The sequence below is a fragment of the Granulicella sp. L46 genome, from assembly GCF_009765785.1.
GTDB lineage: Bacteria > Acidobacteriota > Terriglobia > Terriglobales > Acidobacteriaceae > Granulicella.
On sequence record NZ_LMUT01000025.1, the window covers coordinates 569,533 to 587,865 of the forward strand.

Sequence of the window (18,333 nt, forward strand, 5' to 3'; positions counted from 1 at the left end):
AACTCTTTTGGACCCGACAGGACACTCAGTTCCACTTCAGCAGCATTGCAAGCCAATGTTGCTTCTGACGGTATGATTGCCGTTTTTCAGTCAGCTACAAGACAAACGTTTGTCTAAATACGATTCATTGCTAAACCATGCACCACTTATGAAGCTCGGAGGCAATATGAAGTTAAGTTTTTCAACATTAAGGATGGTGGCCATCGCCATGGCTGGTGTTTTGGGATTAGGCAGCGCCTATGCACAAAGTACAAACTCCGGAGATATTCGCGGCATCGTCACTGATCCCTCAGGAGCCTTAATTCCCGGAGCTACTGTCAGCGTATTGAATCTCGACACCGGCGTAGCGAAGGATTTCCCCACCAACAACGACGGCTTGTACGATACAAACTCGGTCGTCGCCGGAAGCTACAAGCTCACCTTCAAGAAGAATGGGTTTGAAACCTACGTACGTGGACCCATCACCGTCCTGGTTGGTATCACCGACGTCAACGCCCAACTGAAAATCGGTTCGTCATCCGTTGAGGTAACCGTCAATACCGACGTGCCTCTTCTCAACACCGAAAACGGTGAACGCTCCGCAACCCTCGAAGCTCACGACATGCAGCAGATGCCCAACGTAGGCGGATCCAATGGCCCCGATTGGCAAAACTTCATGATCCTGCTCCCCGGCGCCTCTGGTACGTACAACGGCAGCATGAATCAGATGAACGCCTTCAATCCCGGTCAGGAAGTGTCCACCAACGGCAACCTGCCCTTCACCAACGTGCTCGCGGATGGTGCCTCCACCACGCTTCCAAGCAGCCAGAACGCCAATCCCGCCGCATTCGAAGACGTCCAGGAACTGCAGGTCAGTCTTTCTTCCTTCTCCGCGCAGTATGGCGTAGGCGGGCTCATCATTAACCAGATTACCAAGAGCGGTACCGACAAGTTTCACGGTGTTCTGTATGAGTACTTCCAGAACACATCGCTGAACGCGGCCAACTACGGTTTTGGCAACCAGGAGAAAGTGCCCGCCCTTAACTATGATGACTTCGGCGGAACGTTCAGTGGCCCAATCCCGTTCTTTGGGCTGAGGCACAAGGCGTTCTTCTTCTTTGGTTACGACCAGATTCACAATAACGCCGTCAGTGCTGGCTACCAGACCGTGCCAACTGCTCCAATCATGGCCGGCGATTTCAGCGGTAACATCGAAGCCAACCCAACAGCTCCGTACCTTATTTACGATCCCACGACGCAAGTCATCGCGACGGATTCGGAAGGCCATCCATACCCGATTCGTCAGAGCTTCCTCAGTGAGTACGGAACCAACGCCATTCCCGCGGGCATGATCGATTCGGTCTCGAATAACTTCCAGCAGTATTATCCAACACCTGAAAACCACATCCCCTACGGTAACTTCGTATCGAACGCAACCGTCAATAGCGCCGGCGTTCTCACCAACAACTTCTACTCGCAATATCCAGTGCCCCGGCCGTGGAAGAGGTATTTCGGACGGTTGGATTATGCGATCACTCAAAATAACCGCCTGACGTTATCTGATACGCAGGGCGACGAACTTGAAAATGGCGCGAACGCAATAACGGAATGCCCGGTCGGCTGCCAGATCGGCGACGTAGATAACAACAATGCACAGGTCACCGACGTTTGGAATATCAGTTCAAGAACCGTCAACGAAGCCAGATTCGGTTACACCGATCAGCTGAACTTCTTTGCGGACGCTGGTACGGGCTTGGGTTATCCCGCCAAGATCGGTTGGCAGTTTGCGAAAGCCGACGTCCTTCCGTCAGTCCAGTTCCAGCGCAACAATCCCTACACAAACATTGGGCCAGCTACTAATGCTGAATACAAGGAATTCGTCTTCGATCCTTCCGACGTGGTCACGATGATTCGCGGCAAACACGTGATCCACTTCGGTGGGGAGTTTGCCTTCTATCGCGACGACACAACCACATGGGGCAACATCAACGCGGGAACCTTGCAGTTCTCCGGTGTCTATACCGAGAATTGGACCGTCAACTCTGAGACGGGCGTCGCCTCGGCGAACAGCAAGTCGGGCGAAGAGTATGCTGACTTCCTCCTCGGCTACGCTCAGAACTGGAACGCCAGCGTCTCTCCTGAATATGGCGTGCGCTTGAAGAAGCCCCAGGTGTTCGTTCAGGATGATTGGAAGATCAAACAGAACCTGACCATCAACCTCGGTCTCCGTTACGAAATCAGCCACGGGTATAACGAGGTCACCGGCAACATGGATAGCTTCGATCCAACCGTAACGAACCCGGCAACGGGCACTCTCGGTGCGTATTGGTTTGGAGAAACCCACGCCAATGGCCGGACCTCTATGCAGGCAAACGTATTTAGTACTTTCCTTCCGAGAGCTGGCTTCTCCTGGCTTGTGCATCCAAATACCACGCTGCGTGGCGGTTTCGGACTCTACTCCTACAACTGGAGCACGGACAACTACGGCAGCGCTACCAATGCGGGCTTAGGTCAATCCGTGTCCTCCTCTGGAAGCGTCAACGACTCATCGAACGGAATCTATCCAACGACCAAATTCGATGGGCCCGGAACGCTCTTCCCCTTGGGCGGAGGCGAAATGACCTCCCTGCCTTATACAGGCGCTTCCCAGGACCCAACCAGGTTCAATGGGCAGAACGCGGGCTACGTCGCCTACCACACGCCGATCCCGAAGATCTATCAGTGGAATTTCGGCATGGATTGGCAGTTGAGCACGAACACGGTGGCGACGTTGAGCTATGTCGGCAGCCACGGGCTTAACCTGACCTTCCCCACCAATCTCAATGCAGCACCTCTGGACAGCCTGTCGTCCAGCGATCTCTCGGGCTGCGGCACGGGGTCAACAGTCAACTGCGTCGCAGCGTATCCGATATATAAGCAGATCACCGGCAACCTCTACCAGGCGCTCTCAAACTACAACGCACTGCAGGTCACCATCACCAAGCGCCTGCAGCACGGATTCAGCTTCAGCGCCAACTACGTCTGGTCTCACATGTTGGATGATCAGGATTCGTCGGGATGGGGAACGCATGCTGGCCCTCAGCCTTATCAATATGCAAGCTTCTTAACGGCCAATTATTCAGGTAAGAATTACGGAAACTCGAACTTCGACGTTCGCAATGCGTTCAAAGGGTTTGTGGTCTATCAACTTCCTTTCGGCAAGGGCAGGGCATTCCTGAATAAGAACTGGTTCGAAGATGTAACCGTCGGTGGTTGGCAAGTCTCCGGCACCGTCATCGTGTCGTCGGGAAATCCATTCCAGGTGCTCGCAACGGACTGTACCTATCAGCAGTCCTGTCCCGGCACACAATTCCCCAGCTTCTCTGGACTTAGCTCGCGTCCCGCGCACAGAGGCATCGCAGAGTGGTACAACCCAGCCGCATTCATCAACCCTGGAAACGGAAACTTCGGCAATGTGGGTAGAAACCCGTTGGTCGGCCCCGGGTTCAACACCGTGAATCTCTCGGCCCTCAAGGAGTTCCACTTGCCCTGGGAGCGGATGGCCTTCTCGATTCGCTGTGATGCGCAAAACGCATTCAACCATCCCAGCTTCAGCCCTCCTCAGGGTCAGCTTGCGGGAGACAGCGGTCCGGGTACCGAGTACACCACTACCAGCAACGGCGGAAACCAGATCACCGGGATCCAGATTGGTGGAAGGACTTTACAACTAGGAGCTCGCCTCTCCTTCTAGCAAAGATTGAATGTAGTACCTCCTTGGAGACGGCGACGACCTTCGCCGTCTCCTTTTTTTCTCAAAAAAGCTTGGCGCCCTATGGCGGCCCGCGGCGCGGTTCCACTGGATTCCCTCACGACTAACTGCGGTTCCACCTGAATCGTCGACGGCAAATCTTCATCTGCCATCCTTCGCAACAGCGCCGCTGCCGCTGTGCTTCCCATCAACTTCAGCGGTTGTCGAATCGTCGTTAGACTCGGCAAGCGATACGAAGCAGACTGAATATCGTCAAATCCCACAATCGAAATATCATGCGGAATCTGGTACCCATGGTCATGCAGCGCGCGGATGCTGCCCATCGCTGCGATGTCGTTGAAGCAAAGAATTGCAGTGAACTTTTGCTTGCTCTCCAGCAAGTCATGGATCCCCGGATAGCTGATCTCCGGAGACGTCGAATCCTTCGCCAGTTGAATCGTCAGATGTTTATCGACTGCCAGTCCCAACTCTCGCGCCACCTTCATCGTCGCAGACCAGCGCGGCTCTGTATCGGTACTCACCGTCTGTCCTTTCATGTAGACAATCTTGCGGTGCCCCAGATCGTACAAGTGCCGTAGCGCCAGCCGGGCCGCGTGCTCATGATCCAGCACAACGTTGGTCACATCCGGCAACGTCGAATGGCCCGCGATCAGCACTGCGGGGAGGGGCAGAGGATTGGTGAGCTTCGTATCAATCGCTAGAATTCCATCAACTCCGCGCGCCTGCAGCAACGCAGGGTATTCCTCGATCAGGCTCTCCAGATGCCGATGATGAACGGTGAAATAAAAATACCCCTCTTCCATTAATAAGTCGCCGATCCCCGACAGCACCTGCGAGTGATATCCCTCACCCAGCACAGGTAACAGGATGCCAATACTGCGCATAGGCTTGCCTAGCAACGATCGCGCAATCATATTCGGCTTGTAATTGAACTCGATCGCCGCTGCTCGAATCCGCTCGCGTGTCGCCTGAGGAATCGAGCGTCCCGGCGTGTCGTTTAGCACATACGATATGGTCGACGGACTCAGATGCAGGTGCGCCGCGAGATCCTTGAGGATCACTCGGCGAGGGTGAGCGTTCACGTTCGGGATCGGGTCGTTCGCTTGAGGTTCTCGCATAGAGGCGCCACCACGGCGATTTCCGTTAGCTATCGGCCTATGTTCTCGCTAGCCGCAACATCAGGTCTGGCGGCGACACCACCCACATTCCCCGGCCTAACTGGACAGCGGTTTCGCATTTTATTTCCCGTGTCCCCTTTAGATTTTCAGAAGGAGAACCCCCAGGCAATATCCACTCATTCCGTCCTTATGCTGACCACCGGTACAGGCCAGTTAGGCGCAAGTGCAAGACGAGGCCCTAAGAATGAAAAGCCCACAGCAATGCGGCTTGAATCGGGAACGAAAAGCGCGTTTGCATTTGCTTCATCTCGCTCCAGCCGTATCCGTCGGATTGGATAACGATGCAAAGCACAGGAGGGAAAATATGGTTCGGTTGCGAAATAGCGTTCGAAGGTCCGCTTGCCACGAAATGGCCGGCCATTCCTACGTCGAAAAAATAGTGGCCTGGACCGTCGTAGATAGGAACTCAAGAAACACGCGTGTCTTCGGTGCGAGGTATTGGCGCGAAGGATAGTAGGCATACAGGGGGAAACGTTCCTCCTCCCAATCCGGAAAGAGGGCCACCAGTCGTCCACTCGAGAGATGGACGTCGACGCCGAGCTCGAGAACTTGAGCGATCCCATATCCTGCCAGGCACACAGCGTGCATTGTTGCGACGTCACTCAGCATGAGCTGGTTTTGCGTCTCAACCTTGATTTCCCTTCGACCTTTACGGAATACCCACTCGAAGGGACGGCCCGTCTCCGGGTCTCGAAAATCAATCATCCGATGTCGATCTGCGACCAGCTGCTGTGGGTCGGTAGGGTGGCCCTGTTTCTTTAGATAGGCTGGCGAGGCTACAGTAAGAACTCTCGTCTCCAGCAATCTTCGGGCGACAAGAGTGGATGGGCGCGGCTCGCCGAAGCGAATTCCCAGATCGTATCCATCCGAGATCAGATCTCCGAGGCCCTCCCGCGTGATCAGGTCCACCTTAAGTTCCGGATATGCTTTAAGAAACCGGCTGAGCTGCGGCCCGAAAATGAGCTGTGAGAAGTAAGGGTCCATGTTGACGCGGAGTCTCCCCCGGACGGTCACTTTACCTTCAGCCAGAGCGGAGGTGGCGTCTTCGAGCGCCGCCACAATTGGGCCAATAGTCTCGTAAAACCGCCTGCCTTCGTCCGTAAGGGAGACGGAGCGTGTCGTCCGCTCCAAGAGTCGGATTCCAACCTGCGCCTCCAGCCGAGCTACTGCACGGCTGATGCCCGGTTGGGAGACATTCAAGGATCTCGCGGCGGCCGCGAAGCCACCCGTCCTCACCACGGCTGCAAGTGCGGTCACCCCATTCAGAAGACGGTCATCAAAACTCATGCACTTATGCTAATTGGTTATAAGTGAAATGCCGAGAAGATTAGTTCCGAATCAATCCCTGTGCGTCAGATAGTAGGAAGCACGGAAAGGGATAGGTAAGGGATATGGTGATTCGTAGAATATGGGCGGTACTACTCGCTGCAGCAATATTCGGCGTGAACGGTCATGCGCAGGTGCCGGCGCTTCAAGGACTTACATTCAACGGCGACGGTGCGTTGCGTAACAACCAAATCCATTGGCCCAAGGGCTTCGAGCCTGAGCAGGCGGACCTCTTTGCGCACAATGAGATCGACATCCAGGCTGGATGCGAGATCGTTTTTTCCAATCTTGTCGATGCAGAGACTTGGCCCTCCTGGTACTCGAACTCGAAGGACGTCAAGGTTCTGAACACTCCGGATCATCGGCTCCGGAAGAACGCTCGAATCTCGTGGGAGACCTTCGGATTCCATATCGATAGCCACGTGTGGGAGTTTGAGGCGAATAGCCGCCTCGGGTGGCTCGGAGAGGGTAAGGACGTCCATGCTTATCACACGTTTCTTCTTACCAAGACCCCTGACGGGTGCCATGTCGTCACAGAAGAAGTTGTGAAGGGCCCTGGCGCCATTCAGTTCCGTGAGCAACGACCGAACGCCATGCACGAGGGCCATCAGCTTTGGTTGACGACTTTGAAGGACCGGTCAGAGAAACACTGAGACTCGCAATGAATCATTTCAAGATAGGAAGGAGCAAGACTATGGCACGCATATTCATCACCGGATCTGCTGACGGACTCGGCAGAATGGCAGCGGAGGTGCTGATTGAGCAGGGTCACAGAGTCGTTCTGCACGCTCGAAGCCAAGCCCGCGCCGAAGAGACAAAGAGGAACGTTCCGCTGGCGGAGGCAGTGGTTATCGGCGACCTCAGCACAATTGCCCAGACTCGAAAGGTCGCAGAGCAGGTCAATGCGCTCGGAGCGTTCGACGCCGTCATCCACAATGCTGCCGTCGGTTACAAGGAGCCGAAGCGAATCGAGACGGAAGATGGCCTCTCGCATGTCTTCGCGGTCAACACCCTTGCTCCCTATATCCTGACAGCCCTGATCACGAAGCCGAAGCGACTGATCTATCTCAGCTCCATGCTTCACCAGAACGGCGATCCGACCCTTGAGGACCTGACATGGAGGGCTCGCGCATGGGACGGTGAACAAGCCTACTCCGATACGAAGCTACATGATGTGCTCCTCGCCTTTGCTATAGCACGACGTTGGCCTGGAGTCCTCTCGAATGCACTGGAGCCAGGTTGGGTCCCAACGAAGATGGGTGGCACCGCGGCGACCGATGATCTGGACCAAGCACATCGCACCCAGGTTTGGCTTGCTGCAAGCAATCAACCTGAGGCACTCGTAACTGGAGAGTACTTCTATCACCTAAGGAAGAAGGGCACCCTTCCAGCTGCCCGCGACGTTGCCAGGCAAGATCGGCTCCTCGCGATCTGCGAGCGCCTCAGCGGTATCGCTCTGCCCGAGTAGCAGGTTTGATCCGAATCTTTTGGCGACAGGCGCCGCTGCGGTTGGCCGATGTCACCCATAACAACGATAAAAACTAGGAGCCATCAATATGTACGCAGTCATGGGAATCACAGGAAATGTAGGCGGCGCCGTTGCGCGCACGCTTCTTGCAAAGGGCGAGAAGGTTCGAGGGATCGTAAGGAATCCAGAGAAATCGGCAGAGTGGCAGAAGCAAGGTGCGGAGCTCTTCAAAGCCGACTATGACGACTTGGATGCGCTTACGGCTGCGTTCACCGGTGTTGCCGGCGTGTTCGTAATGATTCCTCCAAACTTCGCGCCGGAACCGGGCTTCCCCGAGACCAAGGCAACGTTGAAGGTCCTGCGTGAGGCACTCTCAAGAGCTCTGCCGTCGAAAGCGGTTTATCTGTCATCCATCGGAGCGGAACAGGCCAGCGGATTGGGTTTGATCACAAACTCACACCTCCTCGAAGAGACGTTGGGCGACCTTCCGCTCTCTCATGCATTTCTGCGTGCTGCTTGGTTCTTTGAGAACTCAGCCGGTGACGTAGCGAGCGCGCGGACCGAAGGCAAGATCCGGTTTCAGCTCCATCCTCTTGACCGGAAGTTTCCTCTGGTTGCCACCGCGGACATCGGCAAGGTGGGTGCAGAGACGCTCACTCAGCGCTGGACCGGAATCCGCCATATCGAAGTTGCGGGCCCGGAGGACTACAGTCCACTCGATATAGCAGATGCTTTCGCGGATGCGGTCGGGCGCCCCATCGAGGCAATCGCCGTTCCCAGGGCGGAATGGGAGACGCTATGGGTCTCACAGGGAATGCCGGAGGGACGGACGTCACCTCGGGCGGAGATGGTCGAGGGATTCAATTCCGGTTGGATTCACTTTGGCGTACCCGGAACCGAGCATGTGGATGGAGCGACGCCGCTTCGTGAGGTGATTACTCAACTCGTGACGCGCGGCTAGCTCCACTGTCCTCAATTCGACTCTTAGTGGTAGGGCCGGCTTCGAGATCTGCGGCAATGGAGTTCGAACTACTCATAAAGAATCAACAAGCGAGGTTGCGCGTATCAAATCGAGGGACGCAGAAATATCCAGCAATCAGGAGGCTCTATGCCCATGTTTACCGTAACGATGAAGTCCAACAGGTCAACCAACGAGAAAGACCGCCTTTCCAGAGCTATCCATGCTGCAAGCATTGCTGCTGGATATCCAGAGGACGACCTTTTCCAACGTTTCCTCTCATTGGGACCAAGCGACTTCAGGGTTGATCTGTACTATCCCGCACTGCCCAAGCCACGCACCAACCAGCTGTTGATGATTGAGGCGCTCGTATCTTCAGGGACCGACACTGATCGGAAAAAAGGTCTTGTTGCGGCCCTGGTCGAAAAACTTAGCGAGGCAGGCATCGACCCAAACGACATAATGGTGTTCTTTTTGGAGACCGATCGCGCAAGTGGATCATTCGGTGGTGGCCAGTTCGCACGACCCGTTGCACTCGCTTGACTACGCGCATGGCATCCTTGCGGCATGGATTCGAAGAAGCCGGAGATGTACAGCGGAGGTGGCTTTGAAGCCCGCAGCATCGGATCCGTGAACTGCTCTTAGAGAATCAACAAACGAGATGAGCGCTTATGGATAAAGGACCTAGGCCCAAGGAAAAATGAACGCCGTAAGAAAAATGAGCTTGAAAACGCTGGCGTCGCCTCTTTCGCGTCAATTTGCAAACACATCGAGAGGAAGAATCACTAACAATGCCGTGACAATTACCTGACATCCAGATAACAAGTTGTATCTCGCAATCCACTAAGCTCACCTATATTGGCTCGCGTTGACGGACGTATCTTCGGCTCCGCCGGAAGAGAAAGGCAAAGCTCAGCAGTGCATCCTATGCTCAAGTCGGAGATAGCGGCACCTCATTGTCCGCCACTCCTCTCTCTGTCTCTCGTTCCGCCGTCGGCGGCGTAAATGCGGCGGTATTCCCAGTGAACCGTACTCAGGAGCTCCGCCACACCGTGCTGTTGAGCATCGGCGCATGTGTCCTCCCCCCAGTCGATCTGATGCATCTCTCTCGCAGGCAATGGAAGACGCTGCTTGCGTGGCTGGACATCAGCGGCATGGCACTATATTTTTCTGAGCACCTTACGCTGCTCGGGGTACACGACGCGTTGCCTGCAGTCATTCGGCAACGTCTACAACAAAACATGGAAGACAACGCAAAGCGCACACGCGGCATGGTGGCAGAGTCCGTTGTCCTTCAGCTAGAGTTCCAGAAAGCGGGACTCTCCTACGCCGTCATGAAGGGTCTTTCGCTTTCGCCGGTCGCCGTGCCTCGCCCAGAGCTGAGACATCAGTTCGATCTTGATTACCTGGTCTCCGAGTCCAGCGCGCCCGAGGCCCGCCGCATTCTCGAGCGCAGAGGATACACCCTCTATAGCATTAGCGGAAATAGCTGGGAATTCAAGATAAATGAAACGCCACACGTCTCGATGAAAGACCTCTACAAGGACCTTCCATATCGAACTGTAGATCTGCACCTTGAGTCAGAAGTCTCGGAGATAGGCTCTCGCCTGGAGCGGTCCGTTCAACGGTCGATGTTCGGCATCAGCATGCCGGTGTTCTCGCCGACGGATCTCTTTCTTCATCAGACAATGCACGTTTTCAAGAATGTATGCAATGGCCACACGCGCACAGCACATATCCTTGAATTCTATCGGCACGTGCGCACTCGTTACGCGGATGATACATTTTGGTATGAACTTCGCGCTCGGACGAAAGGCAACTCGAGTGCGCGTCTCGGCATAGGTGTTATGACCTATCTCGTCTCCTCAGTGCTCGACGACTTCGCGCCGCAGACCCTCACAGAGTGGACATCAGACCGGCTGCCTCCTTCCGTGCGTCTGTGGGTGGATCTATATGGACAAGAAGTCGTCTTCGGCAATCATCCTGGTAATAAGCTCTATCTATTGCTGCAAAAAGAGCTCGAGACCGCAGGCATACCTCAGAAGCGATCGACTAAGACATCCTTGCTTCCTTCCGCCCTTCCGCCAATTGTCATTCGTGCAACTCACAACGAGACCTTCCTGACTACGCTTGCTCGCTATCGCGTGCAAGTGCGCTATTTGTGCTCGCGTCTTCTTTTTCATGTCGTAGAAGATCTTCGTTATGCACTTGAGTTGCGGCGTTGGCGAAAATATTTGGAGCGACTCTCATCTTGACTTCTTCTCTGCGCCCTGCAGCCTCTGCCTTTGACGCCGTCGCGCCCTCGTATGACTCCCGCTTTGGGGTCTGGGCCAGCGTAGCCGCACAGCGCCGCGCTGTACGCACAGCTTTGATTCAACAGTTTCCTGCAGGCGGGCGCATTCTGGAAGTAGGCGGTGGCACCGGAGAAGACGCCTTGTTTCTCGCCCAGCATGGGTTCGAGATATTGCTCACGGATCCGTCCCCAACGATGGTGAAACTCTCCGCTGAGAAACTCGCTCCGTTCAATGTCGCAACTGAGATCGCCACGGGAGAGGAGATGGAGGACTTTGCGCAACGCTATCTCATTGCAGGCCGACCCCTGTTCGACGGCGCCTTCTCAAACTTCGCACCGCTCAACTGTGTCGGAGATCTAAGCCTCGTTGCACGCGGTCTATCGCAACTTCTCAAGCCCCAGGCAACGGCGATGCTGGTTTTCTTTGGGACCTGCTGTCCTGGAGAGATGGTCGTGGAAACTCTTCATAGGCGACCGCGACAAGCACTTCGACGCCGGAAACTGGGTAACGTCGAGGCAAGGCTGGCCAAACGTGAGTTTCAAATTGTCTACCATCGCCGAGCTGCAATCGAGCGCGCATTCGCGCCGTGGTTCATTCTCGAAAGAACTGTCGGCATCGGTATCACTGTGCCTCCCAGCGCAGCCGAGCCCTGGATATCTCGGCACCCGCGCCTGCTCTCGGCCATGGAAGCTATTGATCGTGTACTCGCGCATCCATTGGCAATGCTAGGAGACCACATTCTCTATCAGTTCCGCCGGACAGCATGATGAGCGACATGCGGCGAACCAATAACCCGACGACTAGAGAATATTTTCCCGACACGATGGCAGCTGTAGGTATGTACATTCGCGAAACGGATGTCGAATGTCGTCGCTGCTGTTGATTGAATCTCCTCTTTACTAGCGCGTTCTTAGGGACTACTGGCGAGTCATGCAAAGATGACATTGCGCTGACATTCGCAAGACAAATCAACCTCTCGCGCGCAGATATGCTGGACACCTGAAGCGGCGATCCACGCCGCATCAGGTCTATGGCCCGAGTCTCCGCGCTACGGGCCAGACAGCCGAGTTTGAGGTGGCCCTTGTCCGACGTTCTGCTGACGCACTCCTATCATCTGCCTTTCGATGCGAAGCAGTTGCGCAAAATGCAGCCTTATACGCCTATCGGCACGCTCTACGCGGCCACTGCGTTGCGGGGGCACGACATCACCGTTGCAGTTTTCGATGCGATGCTGGAACCGCCGGGCGAGAAGCTTTTTGCGCTGCTTGAGGTGCAGCGGCCAAAGATTGTGGCGGTCTATGAAGACGACTTCAACTTCCTCTCGAAGATGTGCCTCACACGCATGAGAGAAGTTGCAAAGGAGATATCGAAAGCCGCTCACGAGATCGGCGCTATCACCATCATCCACGGTTCTGACTCGACGGACAATCCCGAGTTGTTCCTCGCGAGTGGCTTCGATTATGTGCTCTGCGGTGAAGCCGAAAGCGTTCTCGTGGAGTTATGCTCGTCCATCCTCGAGCATAGAGAGGTCCCGGAACTCGACGGGCTTGTGCGTATCGACGAATTGGGAAAGGTCGCCCGTGGTCAGCAACGGCTCGCGAAAAACCCCTCATGGGCACAACTCGCTCTACCTTCTCGCGATCTCATCGACCTGGAGCCCTACCGGGCCGCTTGGATGCAGGCACACGGGTACTTCTCGACAAATATGGTGGCGAGCCGCGGCTGTCCATTTCATTGCAACTGGTGTGCGAAGCCCATCTCAGGCAATCGCTTTCACCTACGCGTCGCTTCCGTTGTAGCGGAAGAGATGTTGGTGTTGAAAAACGCTGGCGTGCAACACGTGTGGTTTGGTGATGATGTTTTCGCGTTGAACCGTCACTGGGTCAAGGAATTCGCCGAGGAAGTGGAGAAAAGAGACGCGGCCATACCTTTCAAGGTCCAGTCTCGCGCCGACCTGATGTATGAGGATACAGTGCTCCATCTTAAAGCAGCGGGATGCGCCGAAGTATGGATGGGCGTGGAGTCTGGAGCTCAAAGCATCCTCGACGCTATGGACAAGGGCATCACGCTCAGCAACGTTATTGCCGCACGTGCGCTGTTACAGAACGCCGGCATCCGCGCTTGCTTCTTCCTGCAGTTCGGCTATCCCGGTGAGACCTGGATTGAGCTCCAGCAAACTATAGAGCTAGTTCGCGAGCTCCGCCCTGACGACATCGGCATCTCATTCTCTTATCCGCTGCCGGGCACTGTCTTTTACGAACGTGTGCAGGCGCAGCTCGGCGATAAACGTAACTGGAACGACAGTGACGACCTCTGCATTATGTTCAAGGCCGCGTACACCACAGACTTCTACCGTGCGGTACGCGAAGCTCTGCACGCGGAGGTAGACGCATGGCACCATCCATACGCAACAGACAATGTTGCTCTGCTTTGGCAGAGAGTGCATGAGCTGGAGCCCGTAAGCCGGGTCTCGGACGCCTTGGAGGTCCCTGCACTCAACAACCTCACGTCCTCTACCTTCGTTCCCGTTGAGCAACTCACCGCGCTTAGGAGCTCATAGATGCTTACTCAGGAGCATCCTCTTCGGGAAGCGCGAGATGAGGTCTCCGCTAGCACGCGGCTTCTCTTGCGATGCCCGCGTTGCCACACAGATATAGTGGAACTCGTCTGTCCACAGTGCACCTTCCACATGGAGGTCCATCACGGTATTGTGCATGCTTTGTCACCGGAGCGTGCCATACGCTATCGCCAGTTCATGGCAGACTATGAGCACATTCGCACAGCAGAAGGTCGCGGCAGCCGCAATGAGGACTTCTATCTAGCCTTGCCCTATAAAGACACGACGGGAAAGAATAGCCACCAGTGGAGGATTCGAGCGAAGAGCTACGACTACCTGACAAAGCACGTGCTCGGTTCTTTACCTGACGGTGCTTTCATATTGGACCTTGGCGCGGGCAATTGCTGGATGTGCTTCCGCCTGGCCCGTCTCGGCTACAAGCCAGTAGCTGGCGATCTCCTCACCAACGAGGACGATGGTCTGGGCGCCGCATCTCATCTTCTGAAGCACCTCCCCACACCATTTCCGCGCTTCCAGGCAGAGGCCACGCATCTCCCGTTCGGTGACGGCCAGTTTGACGCGATCGTCTTCAACGCGTCCTTCCACTACTCCGAAGACTATGAAGAGACGCTCCGCGAGGCGTTGCGCTGCCTCAAGCCTGCAGGCCTTCTGATCATTAGCGATACCCCCTGGTACTCACGCGATGAGAGTGGGAGGCAGATGGTTGCGGAGCGACAGGCTGCATTCCGCCGACGGTTTGGCACCGCATCGGACTCTCTCAAGAGCCTTGAATATCTAACAGACGAGAGGCTGCAGACTCTCGAAGGCAGTCTGTCCATTCGCTGGGTGAAATACGTTCCCTGGTACGGTTCGCGATGGGCCCTCCGTCCATGGATAGCGAAGCTACGTCATCGCCGGGAACCATCTCAATTTCGAATCTATGTCGCGAGGAAGCATGCTCGCTCATGAGATCTCCGCAACGCCTTCCCAGTGCAATCGTCATTCACGGGGCCGTCTGCGCGTCAGATCCTGAAGAAGCACGCCGCGACTCATTACGGGTTGTCCCTTCCCGCCCATCCATTCCTCTCGCCGCGCCCGCACCTCCAATCCACATTGACCTGAGTGGATATCTAGTGATGCCGGGGCTCATCAATGCGCACGACCATCTACAGTTCGCGCTGCATCCTCGGCTCGGCAATCCTCCATACCGCAACTACATTAACTGGGGCGAAGATATACACGCCACACTGTCGCAGTTGATCGCGACCTACAAGACAGTGCCGAAGGATGTCCGCCTCTGGTGGGGCCTCATTCGTAACCTTCTCTGCGGCGTGACGACGGTTTGTCATCACGACGAAATCTGGCCTCTTCTGCGGCTGAACGACCTTCCCATCACAGTCGTTCAACGATTTGGCTGGGCGCACTCGCCAGCGCTAGGCGGCGATCTCCGCCAAGCCCATGCTATGACCTCGCATGACAGCGCGTTCATCGTGCATGCCTGTGAAGGCGTCGACGATCTTGCGCGAAACGAACTCCGCGAGCTTCATCATCTCGGAGTACTGGATGCCCGCACCGTCATCGTGCACGGCCTGGCCATGAATGAAACGGATGTCCGCCTGGTGAATGAACATAGAGCGTCTCTCATTCTCTGTCCTTCCTCGAATGAATTTCTTTTCGAAAGGGTGCCGCACTTCGGCACCCTTGGCGCGGTCGAGAAGGTAGCTCTTGGAAACGACTCTCCCATAACTGCCACCGGCGACTTGCTTGATGAGGTCCGCTTTGCTATCGAGCACTGCGACATCGCGCCCGCTCGGGTCTACCGCATGGTAACGGAGTCGGCCGCGACGGTACTCCGTTTGAAAGGAGGGGAAGGCACTCTTTGCACGTCAGGCGCGACTGACTTGATCGCTATTCGAGACACTGGCGAAATCCCAGCGGAGAGACTTCGAACGCTCTCCATGCACGACATCGAGCTTGTCATCGCGCACGGCAGCGTCCAGCTTGCTTCAGCGTCAATGCGGCAGCGGCTGCCCAGCGAACTCACGCAGAATATGGAGCCCCTCTGGATCGACGGGGATATTCGCTGGTTACGCGCCCCTGTCCAAATGCTTCTACAGCAGGCGGAAGCGGTTCTGGGCTGCGGTAACGTGCAACTCGGGCGCCGCACGGTTCGAAGCCCACATCGTTCCAGCGTCGCCGCAATAACTTCGCAGGAGCTGCCTGCATATAGCGGCGGGAGGGCCTGATGGCGCATTTCGGCTTGCTTTCTTACAAAGGCACCGGCCACCTCAATCCCCTCATCTCGCTCTCGCGGCAATTGATCGCGCGAGGCCACAAGGTGACGCTCTTCCAAAGCCCCGAGCTGGAGCTGAGAGCACGCGAGCAAGGGCTGGACTTTTTCCCCATCGAAACCTCCCACTCGGCCGACATAAAGCAGCACCGAACGCGGAAGCCCACAAGCTCCGCATCTCTCGTCGAGATACGCTATCGTCTCCATCGCATCTCCTCCGAGATGGAGACTTTTCTGCATGCGTACCCTCCTGCGTTGCGCGCTACAGGCGTCGACACACTCATCATGGGAGAGATTTCACTCACCGGACCCACCGTCGCCGAATTGCTTCGCCTCCCGTACTTTATCGTGTCGACCTCCATCCCGCACAACTTCGGATGGCACGCGCCTCGCTCGATCTTGTCCACAACCTCTTGGACCGAAGGCCTGCAGAAAAAGCTTCTCGAGGTATCCGTACTTCACATGAACGGCCCTGTCCTGTGGAGTCTCGATCGCCTCCGGAAGCGCGTTGGTCTTGCCTCCGCGCGCAATATCGCAAAGACCCACCCAGAACTCGCACACATCACGCAGTGGCCGCAGTGCCTTGACGACCAGCGCTTTACGCTACCGACCAACTTCTTCTACACCGGCCCGTTCGTCAACGACATGGCACGGCCTTCCATCGACTTCCCATGGGAGAAGCTGGATGGCCGTCCTTTGGTATATGCATCTCTCGGAACCACGCGGAAAAACGATGCGTCTATCTTCCATCGCATCGCGCAGGCATGCAGCGGTTTGGGCATGCAATTGGTCATCACACTTGGCGGACGTCGCGACCCTTCCATCCTTGGCGGTCTTCCCGGCGATCCTGTCGTCGTCGGGAACGCTCCTCAGCTCGAGCTCTTGAAGTCGGCCGCAATCGTTATCACGCACGCCGGTCCCAACACTGTTCTGGAAACGCTCTTACATGGCAAGCCCATGGTCGCGCTTCCTATGACACTCGATCAGCCCGCTGTCGCTGCCCGTCTTGCAAAAGCAGGCGCAGCAGTAGTCCTCTCCGAACAGTACCGCTCCGTGAAAGACATTCGCGACGCGTTGCTAAAGGTGCGTGACGATCCGCGTTACCACGAAGCCTCTATCAAACTTCAAACACAAATGCTTCCTTTGCGCGGCCTGGAGCGCGCCGCGGAGATCATCGAACAATCGCTGGCGTCCCACCATCGCAGCGTTCCCCCTGCGCAGGATTTACCTTTCACTGATACGCAAACGGCAATCCATAACGTCCTGGAAAGAGAAACCGCAAACCTAAGTCTCGCGTAAACTACCCTGCGTCAGCATCTCGAGTTGCATGATTGCGTCATTCAACTCGCAGTAGTGCAGCTCATAGGTCGGCACGCCGGCAAGCTTCTCTAGCACTCTCTCATGCTTCGAGCGAATATCTCCAGCGGAGAAGAGATCTCGACTCATCTGCTCCGTCGCACTTCGCCGCGGCAAGGCCACCAGCGAAGCATGCGCCTCCGGATATCGTTTTAGGTAAACCACAGCATGAACCGTAGCCTCCGGAGCCGTCTCCATCGCAGGGAGTTCGGCAACAGGCACCTCGATCGAGGCCTTGCCTTCCATGCGCGGCGTAATCTCGCGTTCCTCCAGCTCGGGAAATAGCTTCTTCGCCGCTGGCCGAAATCGCACGCGATGCGAGTGGCCGATTACGCGCGGCACCATCGAATGGTTGATCAGATAGCTCGTGTCGTCCGACGTGTATGTCCACCCTGCGCGTGCACACGCATAAGCAAGAGTCGACTTGCCGGCCCCCGAATCCCCACACAGCAGGACACCAATTCTCTGCTTGCTTACACACGCTGCATGGATGTCCGTCACCATTGACGAACCCAGCAGGAGGTAGACAGTTTTCTCTAAGAAGTTATGTCGAAGATAAAGACTATTCTTCAGCGCGTCACGGTTCAGCCAGATGAAGCTCGTGCCGGTCTTCAGGTCCAGTATCGCCTGGTTTTCCGTATTCGCTACCATCGAGTACAAGTGCTTGTACTCACGGCGCACCGGCTCGGGTGCTACCTGCGAGCCGCCTTCATCCGTCACGCCTATGCGTATCTGAATGCCCGTGCCTCCTCGGCTCAGGCGACGGTGACCAAAACTCGCCTGCGCGGCGTCCAACACCTCGGATCTGTTCGTAAGTATCTCGACCGCAAATCCCAATGGATAGAACGTTTGCCGCAGCGGCAACTCCATATCAAACAACAGAGTATCCTGCAACCGACGCGACTCTGTGCTCGGACGTTGCCGTTTGTCTGGTCGACGGATAAGCGCGTTCGGCATAGCTTACGGTAGACGGATTCGTGCAAACCGCACGCGACCGCTCTTCTCCCTGTAATGAGCCTGCGCCAGCACACAACCGCTGAGTGACACGGCCAACTACCTCGAAGTCTAGCAATCATCTCGTACTCATTTGTCATTTTAGGGTCATACAACTGTCAATCCTTCTTCGTCTGCTAGTGCCATGGATCCTCTACCGAACGCGCAAGTGTGACAATCAATTGA

Annotated in this window: 14 protein-coding genes; 11 read left to right on the forward strand and 3 right to left on the reverse strand. The window is 55.9% G+C overall.

What is annotated here, in order from left to right; all coding sequences use genetic code 11:
• Positions 1–166: 166 nt before the first annotated feature.
• A complete protein-coding gene (locus GSQ80_RS22340; protein ID WP_158789829.1) occupies positions 167–3,709 on the forward strand; it encodes a TonB-dependent receptor in 3,543 nt (1,180 codons plus the stop codon).
• Here GSQ80_RS22340 and GSQ80_RS22345 read toward each other — a convergent pair.
• Both GSQ80_RS22345 and GSQ80_RS22350 read right to left on the reverse strand, forming a co-directional pair.
• Positions 3,706–4,845, reverse strand: a complete 1,140-nt coding sequence (locus GSQ80_RS22345; protein WP_158789830.1) for a LacI family DNA-binding transcriptional regulator — start codon at positions 4,843–4,845, stop codon at positions 3,706–3,708. The two genes, GSQ80_RS22340 and GSQ80_RS22345, sit on opposite strands and share 4 nt — an antisense overlap.
• Positions 4,846–5,268: 423 nt before the next feature.
• Positions 5,269–6,192, reverse strand: coding sequence for a LysR family transcriptional regulator (locus tag GSQ80_RS22350; protein ID WP_158789831.1), 924 nt, complete (start codon positions 6,190–6,192; stop codon positions 5,269–5,271).
• A 104-nt stretch (positions 6,193–6,296) separates the two neighbouring features.
• On the opposite strand from GSQ80_RS22350, the gene GSQ80_RS22355 reads away from it, so the two are divergent.
• The 10 genes from GSQ80_RS22355 (at position 6,297) to GSQ80_RS22400 (ending at position 17,097) form a co-directional block, all read left to right on the forward strand.
• Positions 6,297–6,884: an SRPBCC domain-containing protein gene (locus GSQ80_RS22355; RefSeq protein ID WP_158789832.1), complete on the forward strand. Its 588-nt coding sequence runs from the start codon at positions 6,297–6,299 to the stop codon at positions 6,882–6,884.
• Complete coding sequence (locus GSQ80_RS22360; protein WP_254059865.1) at positions 6,845–7,699, forward strand: SDR family NAD(P)-dependent oxidoreductase; 855 nt, start codon at positions 6,845–6,847, stop codon at positions 7,697–7,699. Before GSQ80_RS22355 ends, GSQ80_RS22360 begins: the two co-directional genes overlap by 40 nt.
• 88 nt (positions 7,700–7,787) lie before the next feature.
• Positions 7,788–8,660, forward strand: coding sequence for an NmrA family NAD(P)-binding protein (locus GSQ80_RS22365; RefSeq protein ID WP_158789833.1), 873 nt, complete (start codon positions 7,788–7,790; stop codon positions 8,658–8,660).
• 153 nt (positions 8,661–8,813) lie between these two features.
• Positions 8,814–9,200 carry a tautomerase family protein gene (locus GSQ80_RS22370; protein ID WP_158789834.1) on the forward strand — a complete coding sequence of 129 codons (387 nt, stop codon included), beginning with the start codon at positions 8,814–8,816 and terminating at the stop codon, positions 9,198–9,200.
• A 509-nt stretch (positions 9,201–9,709) separates the two neighbouring features.
• Positions 9,710–10,912 (forward strand): nucleotidyltransferase family protein, encoded by a 1,203-nt coding sequence (locus tag GSQ80_RS22375; protein ID WP_254059866.1) that lies wholly within the window; start codon positions 9,710–9,712, stop codon positions 10,910–10,912.
• Positions 10,909–11,718 (forward strand): bifunctional 2-polyprenyl-6-hydroxyphenol methylase/3-demethylubiquinol 3-O-methyltransferase UbiG, encoded by an 810-nt coding sequence (locus GSQ80_RS22380; RefSeq protein WP_158789835.1) that lies wholly within the window; start codon positions 10,909–10,911, stop codon positions 11,716–11,718. Before GSQ80_RS22375 ends, GSQ80_RS22380 begins: the two co-directional genes overlap by 4 nt.
• A gap of 314 nt (positions 11,719–12,032) precedes the next feature.
• Positions 12,033–13,511 carry a B12-binding domain-containing radical SAM protein gene (locus GSQ80_RS22385; RefSeq protein ID WP_158789836.1) on the forward strand — a complete coding sequence of 493 codons (1,479 nt, stop codon included), beginning with the start codon at positions 12,033–12,035 and terminating at the stop codon, positions 13,509–13,511.
• A 195-nt stretch (positions 13,512–13,706) separates the two neighbouring features.
• Positions 13,707–14,477: a class I SAM-dependent methyltransferase gene (locus GSQ80_RS22390; protein WP_254059867.1), complete on the forward strand. Its 771-nt coding sequence runs from the start codon at positions 13,707–13,709 to the stop codon at positions 14,475–14,477.
• A gap of 167 nt (positions 14,478–14,644) precedes the next feature.
• Entirely contained in the window at positions 14,645–15,754 is a 1,110-nt protein-coding gene (locus tag GSQ80_RS22395) for an amidohydrolase family protein (protein ID WP_254059868.1), read from the forward strand.
• Entirely contained in the window at positions 15,754–17,097 is a 1,344-nt protein-coding gene (locus tag GSQ80_RS22400; protein WP_158789839.1) for a glycosyltransferase, read from the forward strand. Before GSQ80_RS22395 ends, GSQ80_RS22400 begins: the two co-directional genes overlap by 1 nt.
• Here the strand turns inward: GSQ80_RS22400 and GSQ80_RS22405 are convergent.
• A complete protein-coding gene (locus GSQ80_RS22405) occupies positions 17,083–18,024 on the reverse strand; it encodes an aldolase (RefSeq protein ID WP_254059891.1) in 942 nt (313 codons plus the stop codon). The two genes, GSQ80_RS22400 and GSQ80_RS22405, sit on opposite strands and share 15 nt — an antisense overlap.
• Between the last annotated feature and the right edge of the window lie 309 nt (positions 18,025–18,333).